Annotated in this window: 14 protein-coding genes; 4 read left to right on the top strand and 10 right to left on the bottom strand. The window is 75.5% G+C overall.

Annotation, left to right across the window (positions count from 1 at the left end; translation table 11 throughout):
* Nucleotides 1–12: 12 nt before the first annotated feature.
* The 3 genes from Sru01_RS04045 to Sru01_RS04035 form a co-directional block, all read right to left on the bottom strand.
* On the bottom strand, nucleotides 13–813 hold the full coding sequence (locus tag Sru01_RS04045; protein WP_203982473.1) for a cytochrome c oxidase assembly protein: 801 nt from the start codon (nucleotides 811–813) through the stop codon (nucleotides 13–15).
* Nucleotides 810–1,373, bottom strand: coding sequence for a DUF2243 domain-containing protein (locus tag Sru01_RS04040; protein WP_203982472.1), 564 nt, complete (start codon nucleotides 1,371–1,373; stop codon nucleotides 810–812). Before Sru01_RS04040 ends, Sru01_RS04045 begins: the two co-directional genes overlap by 4 nt.
* A 137-nt stretch (nucleotides 1,374–1,510) precedes the next feature.
* Nucleotides 1,511–3,481 carry an ABC1 kinase family protein gene (locus Sru01_RS04035; RefSeq protein ID WP_203982471.1) on the bottom strand — a complete coding sequence of 657 codons (1,971 nt, stop codon included), beginning with the start codon at nucleotides 3,479–3,481 and terminating at the stop codon, nucleotides 1,511–1,513.
* Nucleotides 3,482–3,941: 460 nt separating this feature from the next.
* Between Sru01_RS04035 and Sru01_RS04030 the strand changes: the two genes are divergently transcribed.
* Nucleotides 3,942–5,051, top strand: coding sequence for a lytic polysaccharide monooxygenase auxiliary activity family 9 protein (locus Sru01_RS04030; RefSeq protein ID WP_239136871.1), 1,110 nt, complete (start codon nucleotides 3,942–3,944; stop codon nucleotides 5,049–5,051).
* Here the strand turns inward: Sru01_RS04030 and Sru01_RS35305 are convergent.
* Complete coding sequence (locus Sru01_RS35305; RefSeq protein ID WP_203982470.1) at nucleotides 4,999–5,628, bottom strand: winged helix-turn-helix transcriptional regulator; 630 nt, start codon at nucleotides 5,626–5,628, stop codon at nucleotides 4,999–5,001. The two genes, Sru01_RS04030 and Sru01_RS35305, sit on opposite strands and share 53 nt — an antisense overlap.
* A 111-nt stretch (nucleotides 5,629–5,739) precedes the next feature.
* Between Sru01_RS35305 and Sru01_RS04020 the strand changes: the two genes are divergently transcribed.
* On the top strand, nucleotides 5,740–7,179 hold the full coding sequence (locus tag Sru01_RS04020) for an MFS transporter (protein WP_203982469.1): 1,440 nt from the start codon (nucleotides 5,740–5,742) through the stop codon (nucleotides 7,177–7,179).
* 32 nt (nucleotides 7,180–7,211) lie between these two features.
* Here Sru01_RS04020 and Sru01_RS04015 read toward each other — a convergent pair whose 3' ends face one another.
* A complete protein-coding gene (locus tag Sru01_RS04015) occupies nucleotides 7,212–9,500 on the bottom strand; it encodes a xanthine dehydrogenase family protein molybdopterin-binding subunit (protein WP_203982468.1) in 2,289 nt (762 codons plus the stop codon).
* 172 nt (nucleotides 9,501–9,672) lie between these two features.
* Between Sru01_RS04015 and Sru01_RS04010 the strand changes: the two genes are divergently transcribed.
* Entirely contained in the window at nucleotides 9,673–10,089 is a 417-nt protein-coding gene (locus tag Sru01_RS04010) for an STAS domain-containing protein (protein ID WP_203982467.1), read from the top strand.
* A gap of 10 nt (nucleotides 10,090–10,099) precedes the next feature.
* Here the strand turns inward: Sru01_RS04010 and fabG are convergent, their stop codons facing one another.
* The 3 genes from fabG to Sru01_RS03995 are packed head-to-tail and all read right to left on the bottom strand — an operon-like array spanning nucleotide 10,100 to nucleotide 11,809.
* The gene (fabG, locus tag Sru01_RS04005; protein ID WP_203982466.1) at nucleotides 10,100–10,846 is read right to left on the bottom strand and encodes a 3-oxoacyl-ACP reductase FabG; all 747 of its coding nucleotides are present in this window, start codon (nucleotides 10,844–10,846) and stop codon (nucleotides 10,100–10,102) included.
* Nucleotides 10,843–11,253: a hypothetical protein gene (locus tag Sru01_RS04000; protein WP_203982465.1), complete on the bottom strand. Its 411-nt coding sequence runs from the start codon at nucleotides 11,251–11,253 to the stop codon at nucleotides 10,843–10,845. The genes fabG and Sru01_RS04000 overlap by 4 nt, the downstream gene beginning before the upstream one ends.
* 25 nt (nucleotides 11,254–11,278) lie before the next feature.
* Nucleotides 11,279–11,809 carry a MarR family winged helix-turn-helix transcriptional regulator gene (locus Sru01_RS03995; RefSeq protein ID WP_203982464.1) on the bottom strand — a complete coding sequence of 177 codons (531 nt, stop codon included), beginning with the start codon at nucleotides 11,807–11,809 and terminating at the stop codon, nucleotides 11,279–11,281.
* A gap of 111 nt (nucleotides 11,810–11,920) precedes the next feature.
* On the opposite strand from Sru01_RS03995, the gene Sru01_RS03990 reads away from it, so the two are divergent.
* Nucleotides 11,921–13,132, top strand: coding sequence for an FAD-dependent oxidoreductase (locus tag Sru01_RS03990; RefSeq protein ID WP_203982463.1), 1,212 nt, complete (start codon nucleotides 11,921–11,923; stop codon nucleotides 13,130–13,132).
* An 11-nt stretch (nucleotides 13,133–13,143) separates the two neighbouring features.
* Here the strand turns inward: Sru01_RS03990 and Sru01_RS03985 are convergent, their stop codons facing one another.
* Entirely contained in the window at nucleotides 13,144–15,240 is a 2,097-nt protein-coding gene (locus Sru01_RS03985) for an ATP-binding protein (protein WP_203982462.1), read from the bottom strand.
* Nucleotides 15,241–15,505: 265 nt separating this feature from the next.
* Entirely contained in the window at nucleotides 15,506–18,649 is a 3,144-nt protein-coding gene (locus tag Sru01_RS03980; protein ID WP_203982461.1) for an AfsR/SARP family transcriptional regulator, read from the bottom strand.
* Between the last annotated feature and the right edge of the window lie 279 nt (nucleotides 18,650–18,928).

Below are 18,928 nucleotides of genomic sequence, written 5' to 3'. Positions count from 1 at the left end.
CGGGGAGGGGAGTCAGCCGGCCGCCGGGCCGGCGGCGGGAGCGGCCAGCCGCCGGCGGGCCGGGCGCCAGGTGACCAGCATGGCCAGGGCCAGCAGCAGCTCGGCGACGTCCCCGCCGTAGTACATGATCTCCGCGCCGCCGCGCAGCTGGGCGGCGGGCGCCGGGACGTCGACCAGCAGGCCGGCGTACATCAGCTGGGCCAGGCCGGCGTGCGCGACGATCGCCACACCGAGCACCACCAGCCGGCGCGGCACCGGAGGGCGGTGCGGCGCCGGGTCCGGCCCGGCGATCACCCAGGCGAACAGGCAACCGGCCAGCACCAGGTGCACGTGCAGCAGGTGGTGGACCGCCGGGGAGGCGGTGGCGGCCCGATACAGCGGGGTCAGGTACAGCGCGAGCATGCCGCCGGTGCTCAGCGCCAGCGCGAACCAGGGATTCGCCATCACGTGGCCGTACCGGCTGCCCAGCACCGCGACGATCACCCGGCGGGCCGGGCGGGGCGCGGACCGCAGCGCCAGGGTGACCGGCGCGCCGAGCACCAGGCCGAGCGGGCCGAGCATGCCGAGCAGCAGGTGCTGGATCATGTGCCCGCGGAAGTCCTGCCCGGCGAAGGCCGCCACCGGCGGCAGCGAGCCGGCCAGCAGCAGCGCGGCGCCGGCCAGGAACGCCGCCGTCCGCCACGGGTTCCACCCGCGCGGCTCCCGGCGGCGAAGCATCGCGGCCCACAGGTAGGCGGCGACCGCGACCGCCGTTCCCAGCGCGACCGGCGACAGCAGGTGCACCCCGGCCGCGCTCGCGTGCCCGTGCGTCATAGCGACCCGCGGCGCGGCGGCGCCGCACCGGACGCGTCCGGCGCGTCCACCAGGCCGGCCCCGCGCCGCAGCAGCCACCCGCCGGCGACCAGCAGCGCGCCGAGCACCAGGAAACCCAGGTCCCACCACGTCTGGTACGGCCCGCCGCGCACGTGGTGGATACCGAGCAGGTGGTGGTCGATGATCCCCTCCGCCAGGTTGAACAGCCCCCAGCCGACCAGGACCCAGCCCCACAGCGCCCGGGACCGCCACACCCGTCCCCGGGCGTGCGCGACCCGCGAGTACAGCAGGCCGAGGCCGGTCAGCACGGCCAGCCAGGTGACCACGTGGAAAAGCCCGTCCCACAGCGTGTTCATCTGCAGGCCGGGGACCGTGCCCGGCGGGTAGTACCGCACTCCGATGTTGTCGGTGTCGGTGCTGCTCAGCATGTGGTGCCACTGGAACACCTGGTGCAGCAGGATGCCGTCGACGAATCCGCCGAGCCCGACGCCGAGCACGGCGCCGGGCAGCGCGATGCCCGGCGCGGCCTTCTCCGCCGCACCGGCCGATGTGACCGCCATACCGTCCTCCCTGTCCCGCGCGTCCCGGCCGGCACGCCGGCGGAGGTCGTCCCCGGGACGCACCGGCCCCCAAGGGGGTGCTTCCCGATGTCACGCGCGGTAACCGGCCGCGGGCCGCCGATCGCGCGGCGCCCCGCTCAGCCGTCGCGGCGGAAGATCCCGGCGAGCACCCGCAGGGCCAGGACCGAGGCCACGACCAGCAGGTTGTAGGCCAGCAGCTGGTACAGCGTCACCTGGGCGGTGACCCGCGGCCCGGACTCGTGGCCGAGCAGCACCACGGCCATGATCCCGGTCGCCGCGGCCAGCACGGTGAGCAGCGCCTGGTGCAGCAGGCCGGTCAGGTGGCGGCGGTCGCGGTCGTCGGCCAGCAGCCGCACGTTCACGCTGAGCCGGCCGCTCTCGGCGGCCCCCACGATGCGCTCCACCCGGCGCGGCAGCCGGCGCAGCATGGGCAGCAGCGCGACCAGCTCCTCCTCGGCGAGCCGCCGGACGGTCCCCGGGTCGCGCCGGGCGGCGAAGTGGCGCTCGGCGAACGCCCGGGCCTCGGCCACCAGGTCGAATCCCGGGGCGAGCCGGGTGAGCGTGCCCTCGACGGTGGCCAGGGCACGGAAGACCGCGGCCACCTCGGGCGGCACCGACAGGCCGTGCGCGGAGACGATGCGGAACAGCGCGGTGAACATGCGCGCGCCGGCCGCCGGCCCGCCGCCGCCCAGGTGCCGGGCCATGAATCGGCCGATCTCCCGCTCCAGCAGCTGCTCGTCGATCACGTCCGGGCGCGGCACCACCTCCAGCAGCGCGTCGGTCACCCCGAGCGGGTCACCCCGGTCCATCGCGAGCAGCAGCCGCTGCAGCGAGGCGCGCAGCGCGGCGTCCAGCCGGCCGACCGAGCCGAAGTCCAGCAGGCCGAGCCGGCCGTCGGCGAGCAGCATGATGTTGCCCGGGTGCGGGTCGGCGTGGAAGACGCCATCCAGCATGATCTGCCGGAGCAGCGCCTCGAACAGCACCCGCGCCAGGTCGGTCCGGTCGGCGGCCGCGTCCGTGGCCTCCTGTCCGCCGGTCATGGCGGCGCCGAGCGGGGTGCCGTCCAGCCGTTCCATGACCAGCACCCGCCCGCCGCACAGCGACGGGTACGGCGCCGGCACCCGCACCGGCGAGCGGTCCGGGCCGGCCGCCACCGCCGCCATGTTGGCGGCCTCCACCCGGAAGTCCAGCTCCTCGCGCAGCGCCTCGGCGAAGCCGCGCGCCAGATCCCGGACGCCGATGGCCCGCGCCCAGCGGGTACGGGAGTGCAGGGTGCGGGCCAGCCGGGCGACGATGTCGAGGTCGCGTTCCACGACGTCCTCGACGCCGGGCCGGCGCACCTTCACCACCACCCGCTCGCCGGAGTGCAGCCGGGCCGCGTAGACCTGGGCGACCGACGCCGCGGCGAGCGGGGTGCGGTCGAACTCGGCGAACACCTCGTCGACGGGGCCGGGCAGCTCGGCGGCCAGTACCTGCGCCACCTCCGCCCACGGCGCGGGAGCCGCCTGGTCCTGCAGCAGGGCCAGCTCGGTGACGAACTCGGCCGGCAGCAGGTCGGGGCGGGTGGACAGCAGCTGGCCGAGCTTGACGAAGGTGACGCCGGCGTCGTCCAGCGCCAGGCGCAGCGACCGGGCCAGCCGGCGCCGCCCGGACGGTGCGCCGAGATCGGCCCGCCGGCCCCGCAGGTAGGGGCCCAGGCCGTGGCGCACCAGGATCCGGACGATCGCGAAATAGCGCCGGGAGCGCGACACCCGGCCGCGCAGCGACCGGACCAGCTCGATCGGCCCGGGCACCGAGCCGGTGGGCACCAGGGCCTCGGTCACGGCGAGGAAGGTCATCGCGGCCAGCAGCGCGCAGGCCCCGGCGAGGATGAGGAACCACAGCGGGGTGAGGGTCGGATCGTCCCGGGACACCGCGCCGGCCAGCGCGGTGGCGATCGGCCCGGCCAGCCCGAAGGCGAGGGCACCGGCCAGCAGGGTCCGTACCGTGCCGAACCGCAGGTCGAGCAGCCGCCGGGCCGCCGCGGCGAAGCCGAGGACCATCAGCAGCACGATGCCCGCGATCGACAGGACCACCAGCACCCGCATGCCCGCGCCTCCTTCCGGTCGCCGACCCTATCGCGAATGTCCGGTACACCCGGGGTGAGCGGGTCTCGTCCGGATATCGGAACCGGCCCGGCCGGAACGTCACCACCGGTGCCGCCCCCGGCGCGCGGCCGGTGCCGCCGACCGCCGGTGAAGCAGGGTCGACCGGGCCGGGACGGGCGCGGACCGCGGCGGGTGAACAGGCCGGGAGCGGACGCGGACCCCGGCCGGTGAACCAGGCCTGGAACGGACGCGGACCCCGGCCGGTGAACCAGGCCGGGGCGGAGGCGGACCCGGCCGGTGAACCAGGCCGGGGCGGAGGCGGACCCGGCCGGTGAACCAGGCCGGGGCGGAGGCGTGCCTCAGAAGAGTGAACCGGGCCGGGAGCGGATGCGTACCTCGGCAGAGCACGCCTGGTGCGGAGCCGGCCCGGCCCGCGCCGCACGCCGAGGAGGTCCGCCAGGTGAAGCCGCTCCGTGCCGGGACGGTCGCCGCCGTCCTGGCAGCGTCACTGGCCACGGCACTGGCCACCCCGGCGGCCGGGTCACTGGCCGCGTCGGCGACCGGGTCACTGGCCGCGTCGGCGGCAGGGACACCGCCGGCCGCCTGGGGCGCGACCTGGTCCGCCGCCAGGCCCGTCGCCATGCCCGCCACAGCGGCCGCGCGGCCCGCCGCGGCCGCCGCGCACGGTGCGCTGACCAGCCCGGTGAGCCGGGCGGCGGCCTGCGGCCCGCAAGGCGGTGCGGCGGCTCGGTCCCGCGCCTGCCGGGCGGCCGTCGCGGACAGCGAGCCGGGTGCGCTGGCCGGCTGGGACGAGTTGCGCGTGCCGGGTGTGGCCGGCCGTGACCGGCGGCGCATCCCGGACGGGCGGCTGTGCAGCGCGGGCCTGGCCCGGTTCCGCGGCCTGGACCTGGCCCGGGACGACTGGCCGGCGACCGAGCTGCGGGCCGGCGCCCGCTTCGCGTTCCGGTACCGCGCCACCATCCCGCACAAGGGCACCTTCCGCATGTACCTCACCCGGTCCGGATGGCCGGCGGACCGGCCGCTGACGTGGGCGGCGCTGGAGCCACGGCCGTTCCTCACCGTCACCGACCCGCCGCTGGCCGGCGGGGCCTACCGGATGTCCGGCCGGCTGCCGGCCGGCCGGACCGGCCGCCAGGTGATCTATACGGTTTGGCAGAACTCCGACACCCCGGACACCTACTACTCGTGCTCCGATGTGGTCTTCACCGCGGCCCGCGCCGCGCCCGGCGACCGTCCGGCCGCGACCGGCACGCCAGGGAAGGGCACGCCCGATTCCGGCTCCTCCGGCACCGGCACGCCGGGGAAAGGCACGCCCGACACCGGCTCATCCGATGACGGCACGCCGGGGAAGGGCACCGCGGGGGACGATACGGGCCCGGCGCCGGGCGCCCCGCTCGGCGCGACGGCCGTCGCCGGCCGGACCGCCGGGGCGGGCGGGACGGCCGCGCCGCTGCTGATCGGCGGCGCCGTACTGCTGGCGGGTGCCGGGGTGCTGGTCACGCTGGCCCGGCGCGCCGACCGGCGGGGACGGCGCGCCCGCCGCCACTGACCGGCGCGTCCCGCGCGTCACCCCGCACGTGCCCCGCGCCGGCCGTACCGCCCTTCGCGTCCCGCGCGTCGCCGGAGCCGCCCCGCGCAGCGGCCGTACCGCCCGCCACGTTCCGCGCGTCGGCCGTGCCGTCCCGCTCGGCCTGCTCGGCCTGTTCGGCCCGCTCGCGCGCGTCGTAGGCGGCGCGCGCGGCGGCGATCTCCTGCTGGTGCTCCTCGGTCCAGCCGACCAGCGCCTGGATGGTCGTGTGCAGGGTGGCGCCGAGCGGGGTCAGCGCGTACTCGACCCGGGGCGGGACGGTCGGGTACACGGTCCGGGTGACCAGGCCGTCCCGCTCCAGGTGCCGCAGGGTGCGGGTGAGCATGCGCTGGCTCACGCCGTCGATCGCCCGCCGCAGCTCGGTGAAGCGCAGCCGGCGCTGCTCCAGCAGCGCGATGACGAGCAGCGACCACTTGTCGGCGATCCGGTCGAGGATCTGCCGGACCTCGCAGTCCTCCCGGGTGTCCCACTGGAACACGTCGTAGTCGTAGCCGGTATCCGCGCAGTGCCCGGGTGACTGTGAAGTGCCGTCTTCCATGCGAACTCATGATGTCGCAGGATGCTGCCGGTAACAAGAAGGAACCGGCCACACCATCGATAACCGGCGAGGAACGGGCCGGGCGCCTCGCCGCTCGTAGGGGGATCATTCATGTCGTCATCGACCGTCCGGATGGACGGCCGCGCGCGGGGCGTGCTGTTCGTGCTGTGCGGCGCCATCTTCCTGGAAGGCGTCGACGTCGCGATGGTGAACGTCGCGCTGCCGTCGATCCGGGCCGAGCTCGGGCTGTCCACCGGGACGCTGAGCGGTGTCGTCAGCGCCTATGTGCTCGGGTACGGCGGCTTCATGCTGCTGGGCGGCCGCGCGGCGGACCTGCTCGGCCGCCGGCGGATGTTCCTGACCTGGCTGACCGTCTTCCTGGTGTTCTCCGGTCTCGGCGGCATCGCCACCGAGGGTTGGATGCTGCTGCTCGCCCGGTTCGTCACCGGGGTGGCCGCCGCGTTCATGGCCCCGGCCGGGCTCGCGCTCATCACCGGCGACTTCCCGGACGGGCCGCTGCGCACCAAGGCGCTCGCGCTGTACGCCGGCATCGCGGCCGGCGGCTTCTCGCTCGGCCTGGTGGCCGGCGGCCTGCTGACCGCGTTCGGCTGGCGGTGGGTATTCTTCGCCCCGGTCCTGCTGGCCGCACTGCTGCTGGCCGCGGCGATCCCGCTGGTCCGCGACTCCGGACCGGACCGCGTCCCGGTCCGGAACTTCGACCTGGCCGGTGCCCTCACCATCACCGGCGCGATGACGCTGCTGGTGTACGGGCTGGTGCGGCTGGAGGACGCGGGCGACGGCCTGGCCGGCACCGCGGCCGTGCTGGCCGCCGGGCTCGTCCTGCTGGGCGCCTTCGTGGCGATCGAGCGGCGGGCGGCGGCGCCGCTGGTGCGGCTGGGCATCCTGCGGTCCGGGCCGCTGGTCCGCGCGAACATCGGCGCGCTGCTGTTCCTGGGCGCCTTCGCCGGCTTCCAGTTCGCCCTCACCCTCTACCTGCAGGAGCTGCGCGGCTGGACCCCGCTGCAGACCGGGCTGGCCATGCTGGTGGTGGCCATCGACACCGTGCTGGCCCCCACGCTGACCCCCCGGCTGGTGAACCGCTTCGGCGCGGTGCGGGTGCTGTTCGGCGGCATGGTGGCCGCGGCCGTCGCCTACGCCCTGTTCCTGCCGGTCACCGCGGACTGGACCTACGCCGCGATGCTGCCCACCATGGTGCTGCTCGGGGTGGCCTTCACCCTGGCCTACGGGCCGCTGACGATGGTCGCGGTGGAAGGCATCGCCGAGGAGGAGCAGGGTCTGGCCGGCGGCCTGTTCTACACCGCGCTGCAGTTCGGGACGGCCATCGGCCTGTCGGCGGTGACCGCGGTCAACGTGGCGGCCCTCGGTGCCGCGACCGCGCCGGATGCGCGGCTGGCGGCGATCCGGGCCGCGCTGGTGGTGCCGGTGGCCGCCGTGGCCGCCGGTGCGATCGTGACGGCCTTCGGCCTGCGCCGCCGGGCGGTCCCGCCGGCCGGCGGGCCGGCGGAGACCCCGGTGACCGCCTCCGCCTGACGGCGCCGGCGGCGCCGCCCGGCGGTGCGCCGTCAGCGTCCGGCGAGCGCCGACCACAGGGACATCGAGGTGATCGGGGTGGCGGTGACGCTGCCGGCGATCTCGGGGAGCGCGGCGGCGACCGCGTTGCCGATCGCGGCGGGCGGGCCGATCACCCCGGACTCCCCCACACCCTTCATGCCGCCGGGCGTGTGCGGCGAGGGCGTCTCCACCAGCACGACCTCGACGGCCGGCACCTCCCGGGCGGTCGGCGGCAGGTAGCCGGCCGCCGGTCGCCCGCCGGCCGTGTAGCCGACCTGCTCGGTCAGCGCCATGCCGATTCCCTGCACCACCCCGCCGCGCAGCTGGCCCTCCACGATGGCCGGGTTGACCACCACCCCGCAGTCGTTGACGACCCAGTACCCCTCCACCTCGACCGCGCCGGTCTCCGGGTCGACCGCCACGGCGGCGGCGTGCGCGGCGTAGGAGAAGGTATAGGCACGCGGGTCGTAGGTGGCCCGCTCCTCCAGGCCGGGGGCCATGCCGTCCGGCAGGTCCCAGCCGCGCCACGCCGACGTGGCGATCTCGCGCAGCGTGCGCCGGCCGGCCGGATCGCCCCTGACCTGAAGGGCCTCCCCGGTGAACTCGATGTCGGCGGGGTCGGCCTCCAACTGGTGGGCGGCGATGGCGACGATCTTGTCCCGCAGCCGGTCGGCCGCCCGGGTCAGCGCGGCCCCGCCCACCGTGAGCGCCCGGCTGGCGATCGACCCGACCGGCGAGTAGGGGGTGGCCGCGGTGTCGCCGAGCACGACCCGCACCCGATGCGGCGGCACGCCCATCCGGTCGGCGGCGAGCTGGGCGAGCGTGGTCTCGATGCCCTGCCCGATGGCGGCCACCCCGGCGGCGACGACCACCGAGGCGTCCGGTTCCATCCGGAGCACCGAGGTCTCGTACCCGCCGGCCTGGGTGCCGCTCGCCTTCATGTCCATGGACGGGCCCAGGCCGGTCGTCTCGACGTGGCAGGAGTACCCCACCCCGCGTCGCCGGCCGTCGGCCGCCCGTCGTGGCCGGGCCAGGCCGCGCACCGCGCGCAGCGCGGCGGGGTAGTCGCCGGAGTCGTACTCCTGCCAGGTCCGGGTGGTGTACGGCAGCTCGGCGGGGCCGATCATGTTGCGCAGCCGCAGCTCCACCGGGTCGGCGCCGAGCAGCCGGGCGGCCTCGTCGACCAGCCGCTCCCGGGTCCAGGTGGCCTCCGGCTGGCCGAACCCCCGGTAGGAGCCGGTGGGCGTGGTGGTGGTGACCACGGCGCGCACCCGCGCGCCGGCCTGCTCGAACCGGTACGGGCCGGGCAGGACCAGGGCGGACACCGCGAGCGGCGAGATGCCGACGTTGGAGGGGTGCGCGCCGAGGTCGCCGAGAATGTCGCAGTGCAGCGCGAGGAAGCGCCCGTCCCCGTCCAGGGCGAGCCGCCCGTGGTGCACGGCGTCGCGGGCGGGCAGCGTGGCGGTCAGGTGGTCGGCGCGCGGCTCGGTCCAGCGCACCGGGCGGCCGAGGCGGATAGCGGCCAGGCACACCAGCACCTCGTCGGGGTACAGGTGGTCCTTGGCCCCGAAGCCGCCGCCCACGTCACCGCCGATGACCCGGACCCGGTCGTAGGGCAGCCCGAGGGCGTCGGCGGCGTGGTCGCGCGCGTGGTGCGGCGCCTGGGTGGACAGGCGCACGGTCAGCTCGCCGTCCTGGTAGGCGGCGAGCACGGCACGCGGCTCCAGCGGCCACGGCGCGGCCCGGCCGATCCGGAACGTCATCTCCACCACGTGCCGGGCACCGGCGATGACCTCCTCGCAGCCGGCGTCGCCGATGGTGAAGTCGGTGACCAGGTTGGTGCCCCACTCGGGGTACAGCAGCGGGGCGCCCGCCGCGGCCGCCCGCTCCACCCCGACGACGGGGGGAAGTTCGGCGAAGTCCAGCCGCACCAGGCCGGCGGCGTCGGCGGCGGCCTCCGGGGTGCGGGCCACCACGAGGGCGACCGGCTGGCCGGCGTACCTGACCACCTCCTCCAGCGCCGGGTAGGAGGTCAGGCGCTGACCGGGGGCGACCGTCACGCAGGGCAGCCGGACCCCGGCGGCGTCGGCCGGGGTGATCACGTCCAGCACTCCGGGGATCCGGGCGGCCGGTCCCGCGTCGCACCGGGTGAGCCGGCCGTGCGCGACCGGGCTGCGGACCACGGCTGCATACGCCATGCCGGGCAGCCGGACACCGCCGGCGAACCGGGTGCCGCCGTGCAGCAGCCGGGCGTCCTCCCGCCGGGGGAGGCGGGCGCCCACGTAAGAGTGATCGGGCATACGCCGATTGTGACCGTCCCGGCGGCCCTCGCCAAGCGGGATCGCCTCGGATCGGGACGTCCCGCACCAGGGCGGACACGATCGGGCACTCAAGCGGGCGTTAGTCCGGGCGATGAACTGGTAGGAATGAGGCCGGGCCCGCCCTGAACCCTGCGGGCCGAGGGAGCTGATCATGCAGTTTGGGGCCGTTCCACCGCCGGAACTCACCGTCTCACCTGATCGGCGGGACGACGTCGTCGTGCTCCGGGTGCGCGGTGACCTCGACCACCGCTGGGCGCCGGTGCTGCGCAGCGCGCTGGGGCAGGCGTACGAGCAGCCGGAGGTCCCCGCCATCGTGCTGGACCTCAGCGACGTGGACTTCTGCGACTCGGTCGGGCTGAGCGAGCTGATCGCGGCGCTGCGGCGCTGCGAGGCCGACGGGCGGCGGTTCACGCTGGCCGGCGTGCACGGCACCGTGCTGCGCCTGCTGACCATCACCGGCCTGCTCGCCATGTTCGGTGTGCAGGCCCCCACCGCCGGCGCGCCGCCGCAGGCACCCGGGCCACCGGAGGCGCCCGAGGCGCCGGACCGGCTGAGCCCGGTGCCCTGACCGCGGCCGGTCACATCATCCGGCCGCCGCCCACCTCCAGTACCGCCCCGGTCATGTAGCTCGACAGGTCGCAGGCGAGGAACAGCACCGCGCCGGCCACCTCGTGCGGCTCGCCGGCCCGCTTCATCGGGATGTCGGCCTCGCGGGCCGCGAAGACGTCCGGCGGCATGGCCGCGGTCATCGCGGTGCGGATCAGCCCGGGTTGTACCGCGTTGACGCGGATCCCGCGCGGGGCCAGTTCCTTGGCGGCGGCCTTGGTGAGCCCGATGACGCCGGCCTTGGCGGCGCTGTAGTTGGTCTGGCCGAAGTTGCCGGACTTACCGGACAGCGAGGAGATGTTGACGATCGAGCCGGCCCCGGCCGGCCGCATCACCTCGGCCGCCGCGCGCACGCCCAGCCAGGCGCCCTTGAGGTGCACGTCGACGACCGCGTCGAAGTCGGCCGGCGACATCTTGCCGATGGTGGCGTCCCGGGTGATGCCGGCGTTGTTGACCATGATGTCCAGCCCGCCGTGGCGGTCGACCGCGTGCCGCACCGCGCCGGTCACGTCCGCCTCGGCGGTGACGTCGCAGCCGACGCCGGACGCCTCCGCCCCGGCCGCGGCCAGTCCGGCGGCCGCGGCGGCCGCGGCCCCGGCGTCCAGATCGGCCAGCACGACCCGGGCGCCGTGCTCGGCGAGCAGCCGGGCGACCGCCAGGCCGATGCCGCGGGCGGCGCCGGTGACCAGGGCGGTGCGGCCGTCCACCAGCCCCTTCACAGCCGGACCTCGTACTCGGGCGAGCGGCGGCGGCCGGGCTGGCCGGGCTCGGTGACCGTCTCCACCTTTCGGATGTAGCCGGCCGCCTCAAGCAGGTCCAGGGCGGGCAGCATGGCCGCCACCGTCTTGAACCGGCGGGCCAGCCGGCGGAAGACGTCGCGGCGGCGGAACCGGGTGACGCCGGTGCGGCGGATGCACGCCAGGACGGCGCGGGCGTCGTCGGGCAGCGCCTCGTCCGGGCGGGCGGCCGGGGCGACCGGGCTGATCTGCATGCGCGAGGCGCTCTCGTTGCGGATGCGGGAGATCTCCAGGATCAGGTCGTCCAGGTCGACCAGCAACCGGGTGGCGGCCCGGAAACGTTCGAAGTCGTCCTGGATCCGCAGCAGCCGCTCGGCCTCGTCATGCATGGCCAAATAATGTCATTTCTGGCAGCTATGTCAACACGATCGGCTGATCGTCCTCGCCCGCCACCGGGTCGGGCCCGCCGGTGCGGATCTCGCGCAGGTTGCCGAGCATGCGGTCGAGCAACCCCTCGAGCAGGCGCAACTCCGCCTCGGAGAAGCCGGCCAGCAGCGCGAAGCCGACCTGGCCGAACACCGGCGCCAGCCGGGGTACCAGCGCCCGGCCCTGCGCGGTGACCTCGATGACGACAGAGCGGCGGTCCTCGGCGTGCCGGCGCCGCCGCACCAGGCCCTTGGCCTCCAGCCGGTCGAGCAGCCGCGTCATGCCCGCGGTGTCGGTGCCGATCCGTGGCGCCAGCCGGTTCGGGCTGATCCCGCCGCCGGCCGCCTGGAGCAGGACCGCGGCCTGCTGGGAGGTGACCCCGAGCGGGGCGAGCCGCTGCTCCACGGCGGTGCGCAGGTCCCGCCCCACCTGCTGCACCGCCGCACCGGTGCCCAACACCAGCTCGGGAGGCAGTCCGGCACCGGCGGCGGGCGGGGGCGTCACGTCGGGAGAGTTCATGGCGACAGGATAGTTGACCAGACGGTTGCTGTCGTGACAGTTAATTGCTACGGTCGACCGTGGGCCGGATCACGGCCCGCCCGTGGCCGACCGCCGGAAGGAACCCGTCGCGTGACCGAACCCCCCGCCCCGCCGCACGTCCTGATCATCGGAGCCGGCCTCGGCGGCTTATGCCTGGCGCAGGCCCTGGCCGTCGCCGGCTTCGGCGTCGCCGTCTACGAGCGCGACGCGTCGCCCGCGCCCCGCGCCCAGGGCTACCGCATCAACATCGGCGCGCCCGGGGCGCGGGCGCTGCGCGAGTGCCTGCCGCCCGACCTGTTCCAGCTGTGCACCGCGACCGCGCTGCGACCGGCGACCCGGATGGCGTTCCTGGACGCCGGCCTGCGCCCGAAGTTCAGCAAGGAGATCCCCCCGCAGGACCCGGCGGCCGGGTTCGGCGTGCACCGGCTGACCCTGCGCGAGATCCTGCTCGCCCGCCTGGCCGGCGCCGTCCACTTCGGCCGCGAGTTCCGCGGCCTGGAGCGGGCCGCGGAGGGGCGGGTCGTCGCGCGGTTCGCCGACGGGGGCACCGCCACCGGCGACCTGCTGGTGGGCGCGGACGGCACCGGGTCGGCGGTGCGGGGCGCGCTGCTGCCGGACGCGGAGTTCGACCACCTCGGCCGGGCCGTCTACGGTCGCACGCCCATCGGGCCCGGCACGCTCGCCGACCTGCCCGAGGTGCTGGTCGACAGCTTCAACCGGGTCACCGCCGCCGACGGCACCGCCGTGTCGATCGCCACCTGCCGCACCCGGGAGCCGCACGCCGCCGCCGCGGCGCGCCTGGCGCCGGACGTGAGGCTCACCCCGGTGCCCGACTACCTGGCGTGGACCGTCACCGGCCCGGACGACGGCGCCGGCACGCTCGGCGGGGCCGGCCCGGAGGAGCTGCGCGCCGCCGGGCCGCGCGAGCTGCACCGGCTGGCCTCCCGGGCCGTGGCCGGCTGGCATCCGGCGGTGCGGCGGGTGGTGGCCGGCGCCGAGGCGGAGGCGACGTTCCTGGTCACGCTGTCCTCCGCCCGCCCGGTCCGGCCGTGGGACGTCCCGGGGGTGACCCTGCTCGGCGACGCGGTGCACACCATGGCGCCCGGCCGGGGCGAGGGGGCGGGCACGGCGCTGCGCGACGCCGCGCTGCTGCGCGACGTGCTGGTCGCCGCGGTCGCGGCCGGCCGCCCACCGGCGGCCGCGGTTCCGGCGTACGAGGCGGAGATGCTGCGCCACGGGTTCGCGGCGGTGGCCGCGTCGCTGCACAGGCCGTTCATGCCGCGCCCGGCGCGCCGGGCCTGACCCGCCGCCGGTCAGCCGGTCTCCTCCAGGGCGTACTCCAGAGCGGCCCGCCGGTCCTGCGCGCGGGCCGCGTCGTAGGCGGCCTCGAAGGCGCGGTCGCCGAGGACCGCCCGCGCCTGCCGCTCGGCCGGCGCGCCCGGCGCCATCGGCCGGGGCCGCCCGGCCCGCAGCCCGCAGTCGTCCTCGACCAGCCGCAGCACGCCGAGCAGCCGCGCCGCCCGGTCCATCCGGCCCAGCGACGCCACCGCGGCGGCCAGCGCCGACAGCGCGTCGGCGGTGCCGGGCCCGTCGTGCAGCCGGTGCTTGTCCCGCAGCGCGGCCCGGGCGAACCGCTCGGCGGCGCGCGCGTCGCCGCGGTCCAGCTCGATGAGGCTGCGCACCCGGTCCCCGGACGAGCGCAGCCACACGTCGCCCCGGCACTCGCTCAGCGACCGCTGCCGGCGCAGCCGGGACAGCGCCTGCTCCGGCCGGCGCAGGCAGGTCAGCGCGTACGCCTCGCAGACCAGGGTGTAGGCCAGGCCGGCCTCCCGGTCGCCGCCGTCCTCATGCGTGGCGCGCGCCTGCTCGTACATCGCCAGCGCCTCGGCCAGGTAACCCCAGTGCAGGCCGGTGGTGGCGCAGCACACCGTACCCCAGCCGGCCGCCGCCTGGTCACGCCGGGCGAACGCCTCCGACAGGCACTCGGTGGCCAGATCGTTGGCGGTGTCCAGGTCGCCCTGCAGATCGGCGAGCCAGGCGCATGCCCACAAGGCCCGGCAGCGGTTCTCGCCCGGCACGTGACCGGCGGCGAGCGCCCGGCCGAGATAGTGCCGGCCGTCGGCGGCCAGGCCGCACGCCATCCACAGGTAGGCCAGCCGCCCGGCCAGCGCCAGCGCGGTGGCGTGCTCGGCGGGGTCGGCCAGGCAGGAGTCCAGCACGGCGCGCAGGTTCGGCAGCTCCTCGCTCATCCGCGCGCGCCAGGCGACCTGGTCGGGGCCGAACCACTCGCGGTCGAACCGGCAGGCCAGCGCCAGGTAGTGCTCGCGGTGCCGCCGCCGGGTCGCCGCCCGCAGGCCGAGCTCGCGCAGCCGCTCCGCGCCGTACTCCCGGACGGTGTCCAGCATGCGGAAGCGGATCTCCCGCCCAGTGTCGACGCGCTGCACGATCGACCGGTCCACCAGGGCGACCAGCACGTCCTCCACCAGCTCGGCCGGCAGGCCGCGACCGGGGTCGGCGTCGGCGCACACCGCCCGCACCGCCGCCAGATCGAATCCGGGCTCGAAGACCGAGAGCCGGGCCCACAGCAGGCGCTCCAGCGGCGCGCACAGCTCATGGCTCCAGCCGATCGCCGCCCGCAGCGACCGGTGCCGCGGCGATCCCGCCGGGCCGCCGTCCGCGAGCAGCCCGAACCGGTCACCGGCCCCGCGGATCAGCTGCCCGACGGTCAGCGTGCCGAGCCGCGCCGCGGCCAGCTCCACGGCCAGCGGAATGCCGTCCAGCCGGCGGCACAGCAGAGCCACCTCCGGCGTCGGCGCGAATCCGGGCAGCGCGGCGGCGGCCCGGTCGGCGAACAGCGCGACCGCCCCCTCCCCGCCACCGTCCCCCGCGCCGTTCCGGCCGGCGTCCTCCGGTGCCTCCACCGGCAGCGGCTCGACCTGGAACGGCGACTCGCCGGGCACGCCGAGGACACGCCGGCTGGTGGCCAGCACGGTGAGCGCCGGGACCGCGGCCAGCAGCGCCGCCACCACCGACGCGCACGCCTCCGCCACATGCTCGCAGCCGTCCAGCACCAGCAGGCCGAGCCGGCCGGCCAGCAGCCGGGCCAGGCGCTCGGCCATGGGGCCGCCGGTGCCGTCCGCGGAGGCCAGCGCGGCGCGCACGGCCCGGCCCAGGGCCGCCGGCCCGGGCAGCCCGGACAGGTCGGCGAACCGGACGCCGCCCGGGAAGGCGTCGCCGGCGTTCCGCGCGATCCGCAGCGCGAGCCGCGTCTTGCCGACGCCGCCGACGCCGGTCAGCGTGACCAGCCGCGCCGTCTGCAGCCGCCGGGTGATCTCGGCGATCTCCCGCCGCCGCCCGACCAGCCGCGTCGTCTCCGCGGGCAGCCCGCCCGCGCCCGCCCGACCAGTCACCGGCCTCGCCGTCCCATGTCGACCCGCGGGTTGGATGTGCCGCCATGGTAGGACAGCCCCGTCAACTCTGGATAGATCGGTCCTTCGCCCTATCTCTCGCATATCACCGGTGACCGCGCCAGGCCGTCCATCACCCTTGTCGGAGCAGCCCGGGATGGCACTGCGACCGGGACCGGGCTCGGCGGTCGCGATCGGACTCGCGACGACCGCCCGTGAAGGTCTCGCGGCCACCGGACGGCGGCCCGGTGACAGCGATGAGGCGGCGTCACGGCCCGGTGCCGCCCAGGTCCTGGAGGCGGACGCGAACCTCCTCCGCCTGCGGCAGGCCCAATTGGGACAGCAGCCCGTGCGCCAGTCGCCAGGAGATCCGCGCCTCTTCCGGACCGCCCAGACAGAGCTGGGCATCGGCCATCCGCCGATGAGCGCGGGCCTCTTGGTACAGATCACCGATCGACCGGGCAAGGGCGACGGCCCGGCGGCCGAGGTCCCGCGCCTGGGCGTACCGGCCGGTGGCGCAGTGCACGCCCGCCACCCCCAGCATCCCCCTCAGAAGCTGGTAGGTGTCGGCGATCTCCTCCGCCAGGCGCTGGGCCTCCTGGTGGTGCACCAGCGCCCCGTCCACCCCGCCCATCCGCAGGTAAGTACTGCCGATGCTGTTGAGGATCTCCGCCTGGTTGGGCCGGTCCCCCGTCTGCTGGAAGGTCACCATGGCCTTGCGGTAACAGTCCAGCGCCTCTTGGTACCGGCCCTCGTACCGGCGTACATCTCCCAGATTGCCGGAGAGGATCGCGTGGTTCTGCCGGCCGTCGATCTCCTGGAAGATCCGCAACGATTCCCGGTAGAGCCGGACGGCCTCCCGGCGGTCGCCCAGACGCTTGCGCACATCCCCCGCGTTGTTCAGCGCCTTGGCCTCCCCGCGACGATCACCGATGTGCCGGTGCAGCGCCAGAGCACGGGTGAACAGGTCCAACGAATCCCGGTAGTTACCCAGGTGGAAGTGGACGATCCCTTGATGGCCGAGCGCCTCCGCCCGCCCTTTGGCGTCGCCGACCGCGTGGTACCGCTCCTGCGCCTCCTCGTGGTAGGCCAGGGCCGACCGGTAGTCGGAGGTCGCCCAGCAGATGACACCAAGCCGATCCTGGCAACGGGCGACCGCTTGGCGATCACCGATGGAACGGTACAGGGTCATCGCCGCCTGCGTGTTCTCCCGGGCCTCCTGGTGACAGCCGGTCCGAAAGCACGCGAACCCCAGGTCCAGCGAGGCGCGGGCGATACCGGCGGTGTCCCGCCGCCGCCGGGCGGCGACGAGCGCCAGCCCGTGCCCGGTGCGGGCGTCCTCCCAGTACCCCTCGGTGTCCAGGAACTCCGCCATCGACCGCATGAACCGGCCGGGATACGTCAGCCACTCGCCGACCTCGCTCTCCGCCGTCCACTGCACCAGCGCAAGAACGCCACCCCACTCCCCCGCCAGCGCGCGCCGGACGGCCACGGGATCGGGGCTTTCCACCGCCCCTTCGTCCGCCCTCTCATCCAGGCGGCGGACGGCCCGGCTCGCCGCCTCCACCATGCGCAGCCGGTCGTCGAGCAGCCGGGTGACCGCCCGCCGGTTCTCCGCAGCGGTGTCCTCCCGCCATGCGCGGTCGTACGCGTACGCGCCGACCAGGTCGTGGAAGCGGTAGTGGTCCGGTCCCACCTGCTGGAGCAGATGATGGCGGAGCAGCAGGCCGAGCAGCTCTCGGGCCCGCGCCACCGTGGTGCCGAACAGTGCCGCGGCGTGGTCCTCGCCGAAGTCCCGGCACGGTGACAGACCGAGCCGCCGAAACGCGGCCCGCGCCTCCTCGGGCAACGTCCGGTAGGAAATTTCGAACGCCGAGTGGACCTCCGGCAGGGCGTCCTGAATGGAACGGTCCCATGGCGCCGCTCGATGACGCGCGATCCGGCCAGGCCGCCCGGCGCCCGCGCTCATCTCCGGGCGGGCCGGCGAGTCGCCGTCCCGGCACTCCCGGTCCGGCCCCGCGGGCGACGGGCGCCCGGCACACAGCGTGATGGCCAGCGGCAGGCCGCCGCACAGCCGCACCACCTCATCGACTCGTCCAGGGTCGGCCCCCGCACCGGCCAGCCGTTCGGTCAGCGCCGCGGCGTCCGCGGGCGGGAGCACCCCGAGGGAGATGCGGCGGATCCCGGCCGTCCCGTCGAACCGGGCCTGGGTGGTCACCATGACGAGGCTGGACGACGCCCGGCCCAGCAGTGGTGCCACCTGCTCCGGGCCGGCGGCGTCATCCAGCACCACGACGGCCCGCCGCGCGGCGAGCTCGGCCTGCCACAGCACGGCCCGTGCGCCCAGGGACGCGGGTACGGCCGCTGGAGCGACGCCGAGCATGCGCAGCAGTTCCAGCAGGGCCGCCGCGGTGTCCAGCGGCGGCCGCACCGGGTCGTGCGCGCGCAGGTCGAGGTACAGGGCGGCGTCCGGATACCGGCCGGTCGAGCGGTGGGCCAGATGCACGGCCAGTGCCGTCTTACCCACTCCCGTCATGCCCTGGATCACCACGGCCCGCGTGCCGTCCGGCGGCGCGCTCGCCGCCGCGATCTCCGGCTGCCGGCCGGTGAAGTGGGGGATGTCGCGGGGCAGGGTGTTCGGCGTGGATCCGGGGTCCGCCGTCCGGCCGGCCGCGGTGGCCGCGAGGTCGGGGGCGCCGTTGAGTACGCGCATGTGCGCCTCGCGCAACACCGGTCCCGGTTCGGTACCGAGCTCGTCCATCAGGTGGCGTCGGGTGCGCCGGTAGACGTCGAGCGCGTCCACCCGCCGGCCGGCCAGGTACAGGGCCGTCATCAGCTGGGCGGCGTACGGCTCGTCGGCCGGATGCCGGGCGGTGAGCCCGCGCAGCTCATCCAGGATCTCGGCATGCCGGCCCAGGCTCAGTTCCAGCTCGATCCGCTCACGCCGGGCTCCGGCGCGTTCCTCGGCGAGCCAGCCCGCCATCCGGCCGGCCCAGGCGCCGGGCAGTCCGGCCAGAGCGTCGCCCGGCCACAGCCGTTCCGCCTCGCGTAGCAGCCGGATGCCAAGCTCGGGATCACCACTACGCTCCACCGCCAGCGCCCGGCGGCGCAACCGGCGGAACTGGTGGAGGTCGACCTTGGCCGAGCCGAGGGTCAGCGCGTAGGTACCCCCCTTGACCACGATCTGGACACCGTCTCCGGTGATCTCGCGCAGCCGGCGGCGAACGTGGGACACCGCGCTGTGCAGGTTGTCCGAGGCCTTGCGCGGCGGGTGATCACCCCACAGCCGGCCGATCAGGATGTCCGCCGGGACATGCCCGCCCTCGTCCAGCAGCAGGCTCGCCAGCACGATCTGCTGCTGGGGCGTGCCGAGCGGGTGGCTGCGCCCGCCGATGTCCAAGACGATCCCCACGCCACGACCGAGCAGCCTGAAGTCCACTCCGCCCCCTCCGGTGTCTCCCCACGCCCGGATCGGCAACTTTCTGAAAGCGTGACATATGGCTACGCATCGGTCCAATGCCGATTTATCGCTAACTTCGCTTACTGAAGCAAACAGAAGACTGAAAATCGCATTTACCTGCCACGTGAATCTCGATATGGAGAGAACTCAATCAGGGTTGCGGAACTCCGCTATCTAGATATGATCAGCTTTGGTAGATCAAGAGGGATCTATGCACCTAAACCCACCAGG

Origin of the sequence: Sphaerisporangium rufum (genome assembly GCF_016863395.1) — a bacterium.
Classification (GTDB): domain Bacteria; phylum Actinomycetota; class Actinomycetes; order Streptosporangiales; family Streptosporangiaceae; genus Sphaerisporangium; species Sphaerisporangium rufum.
This window is presented reverse-complemented; position numbering and strand designations above follow the sequence as displayed.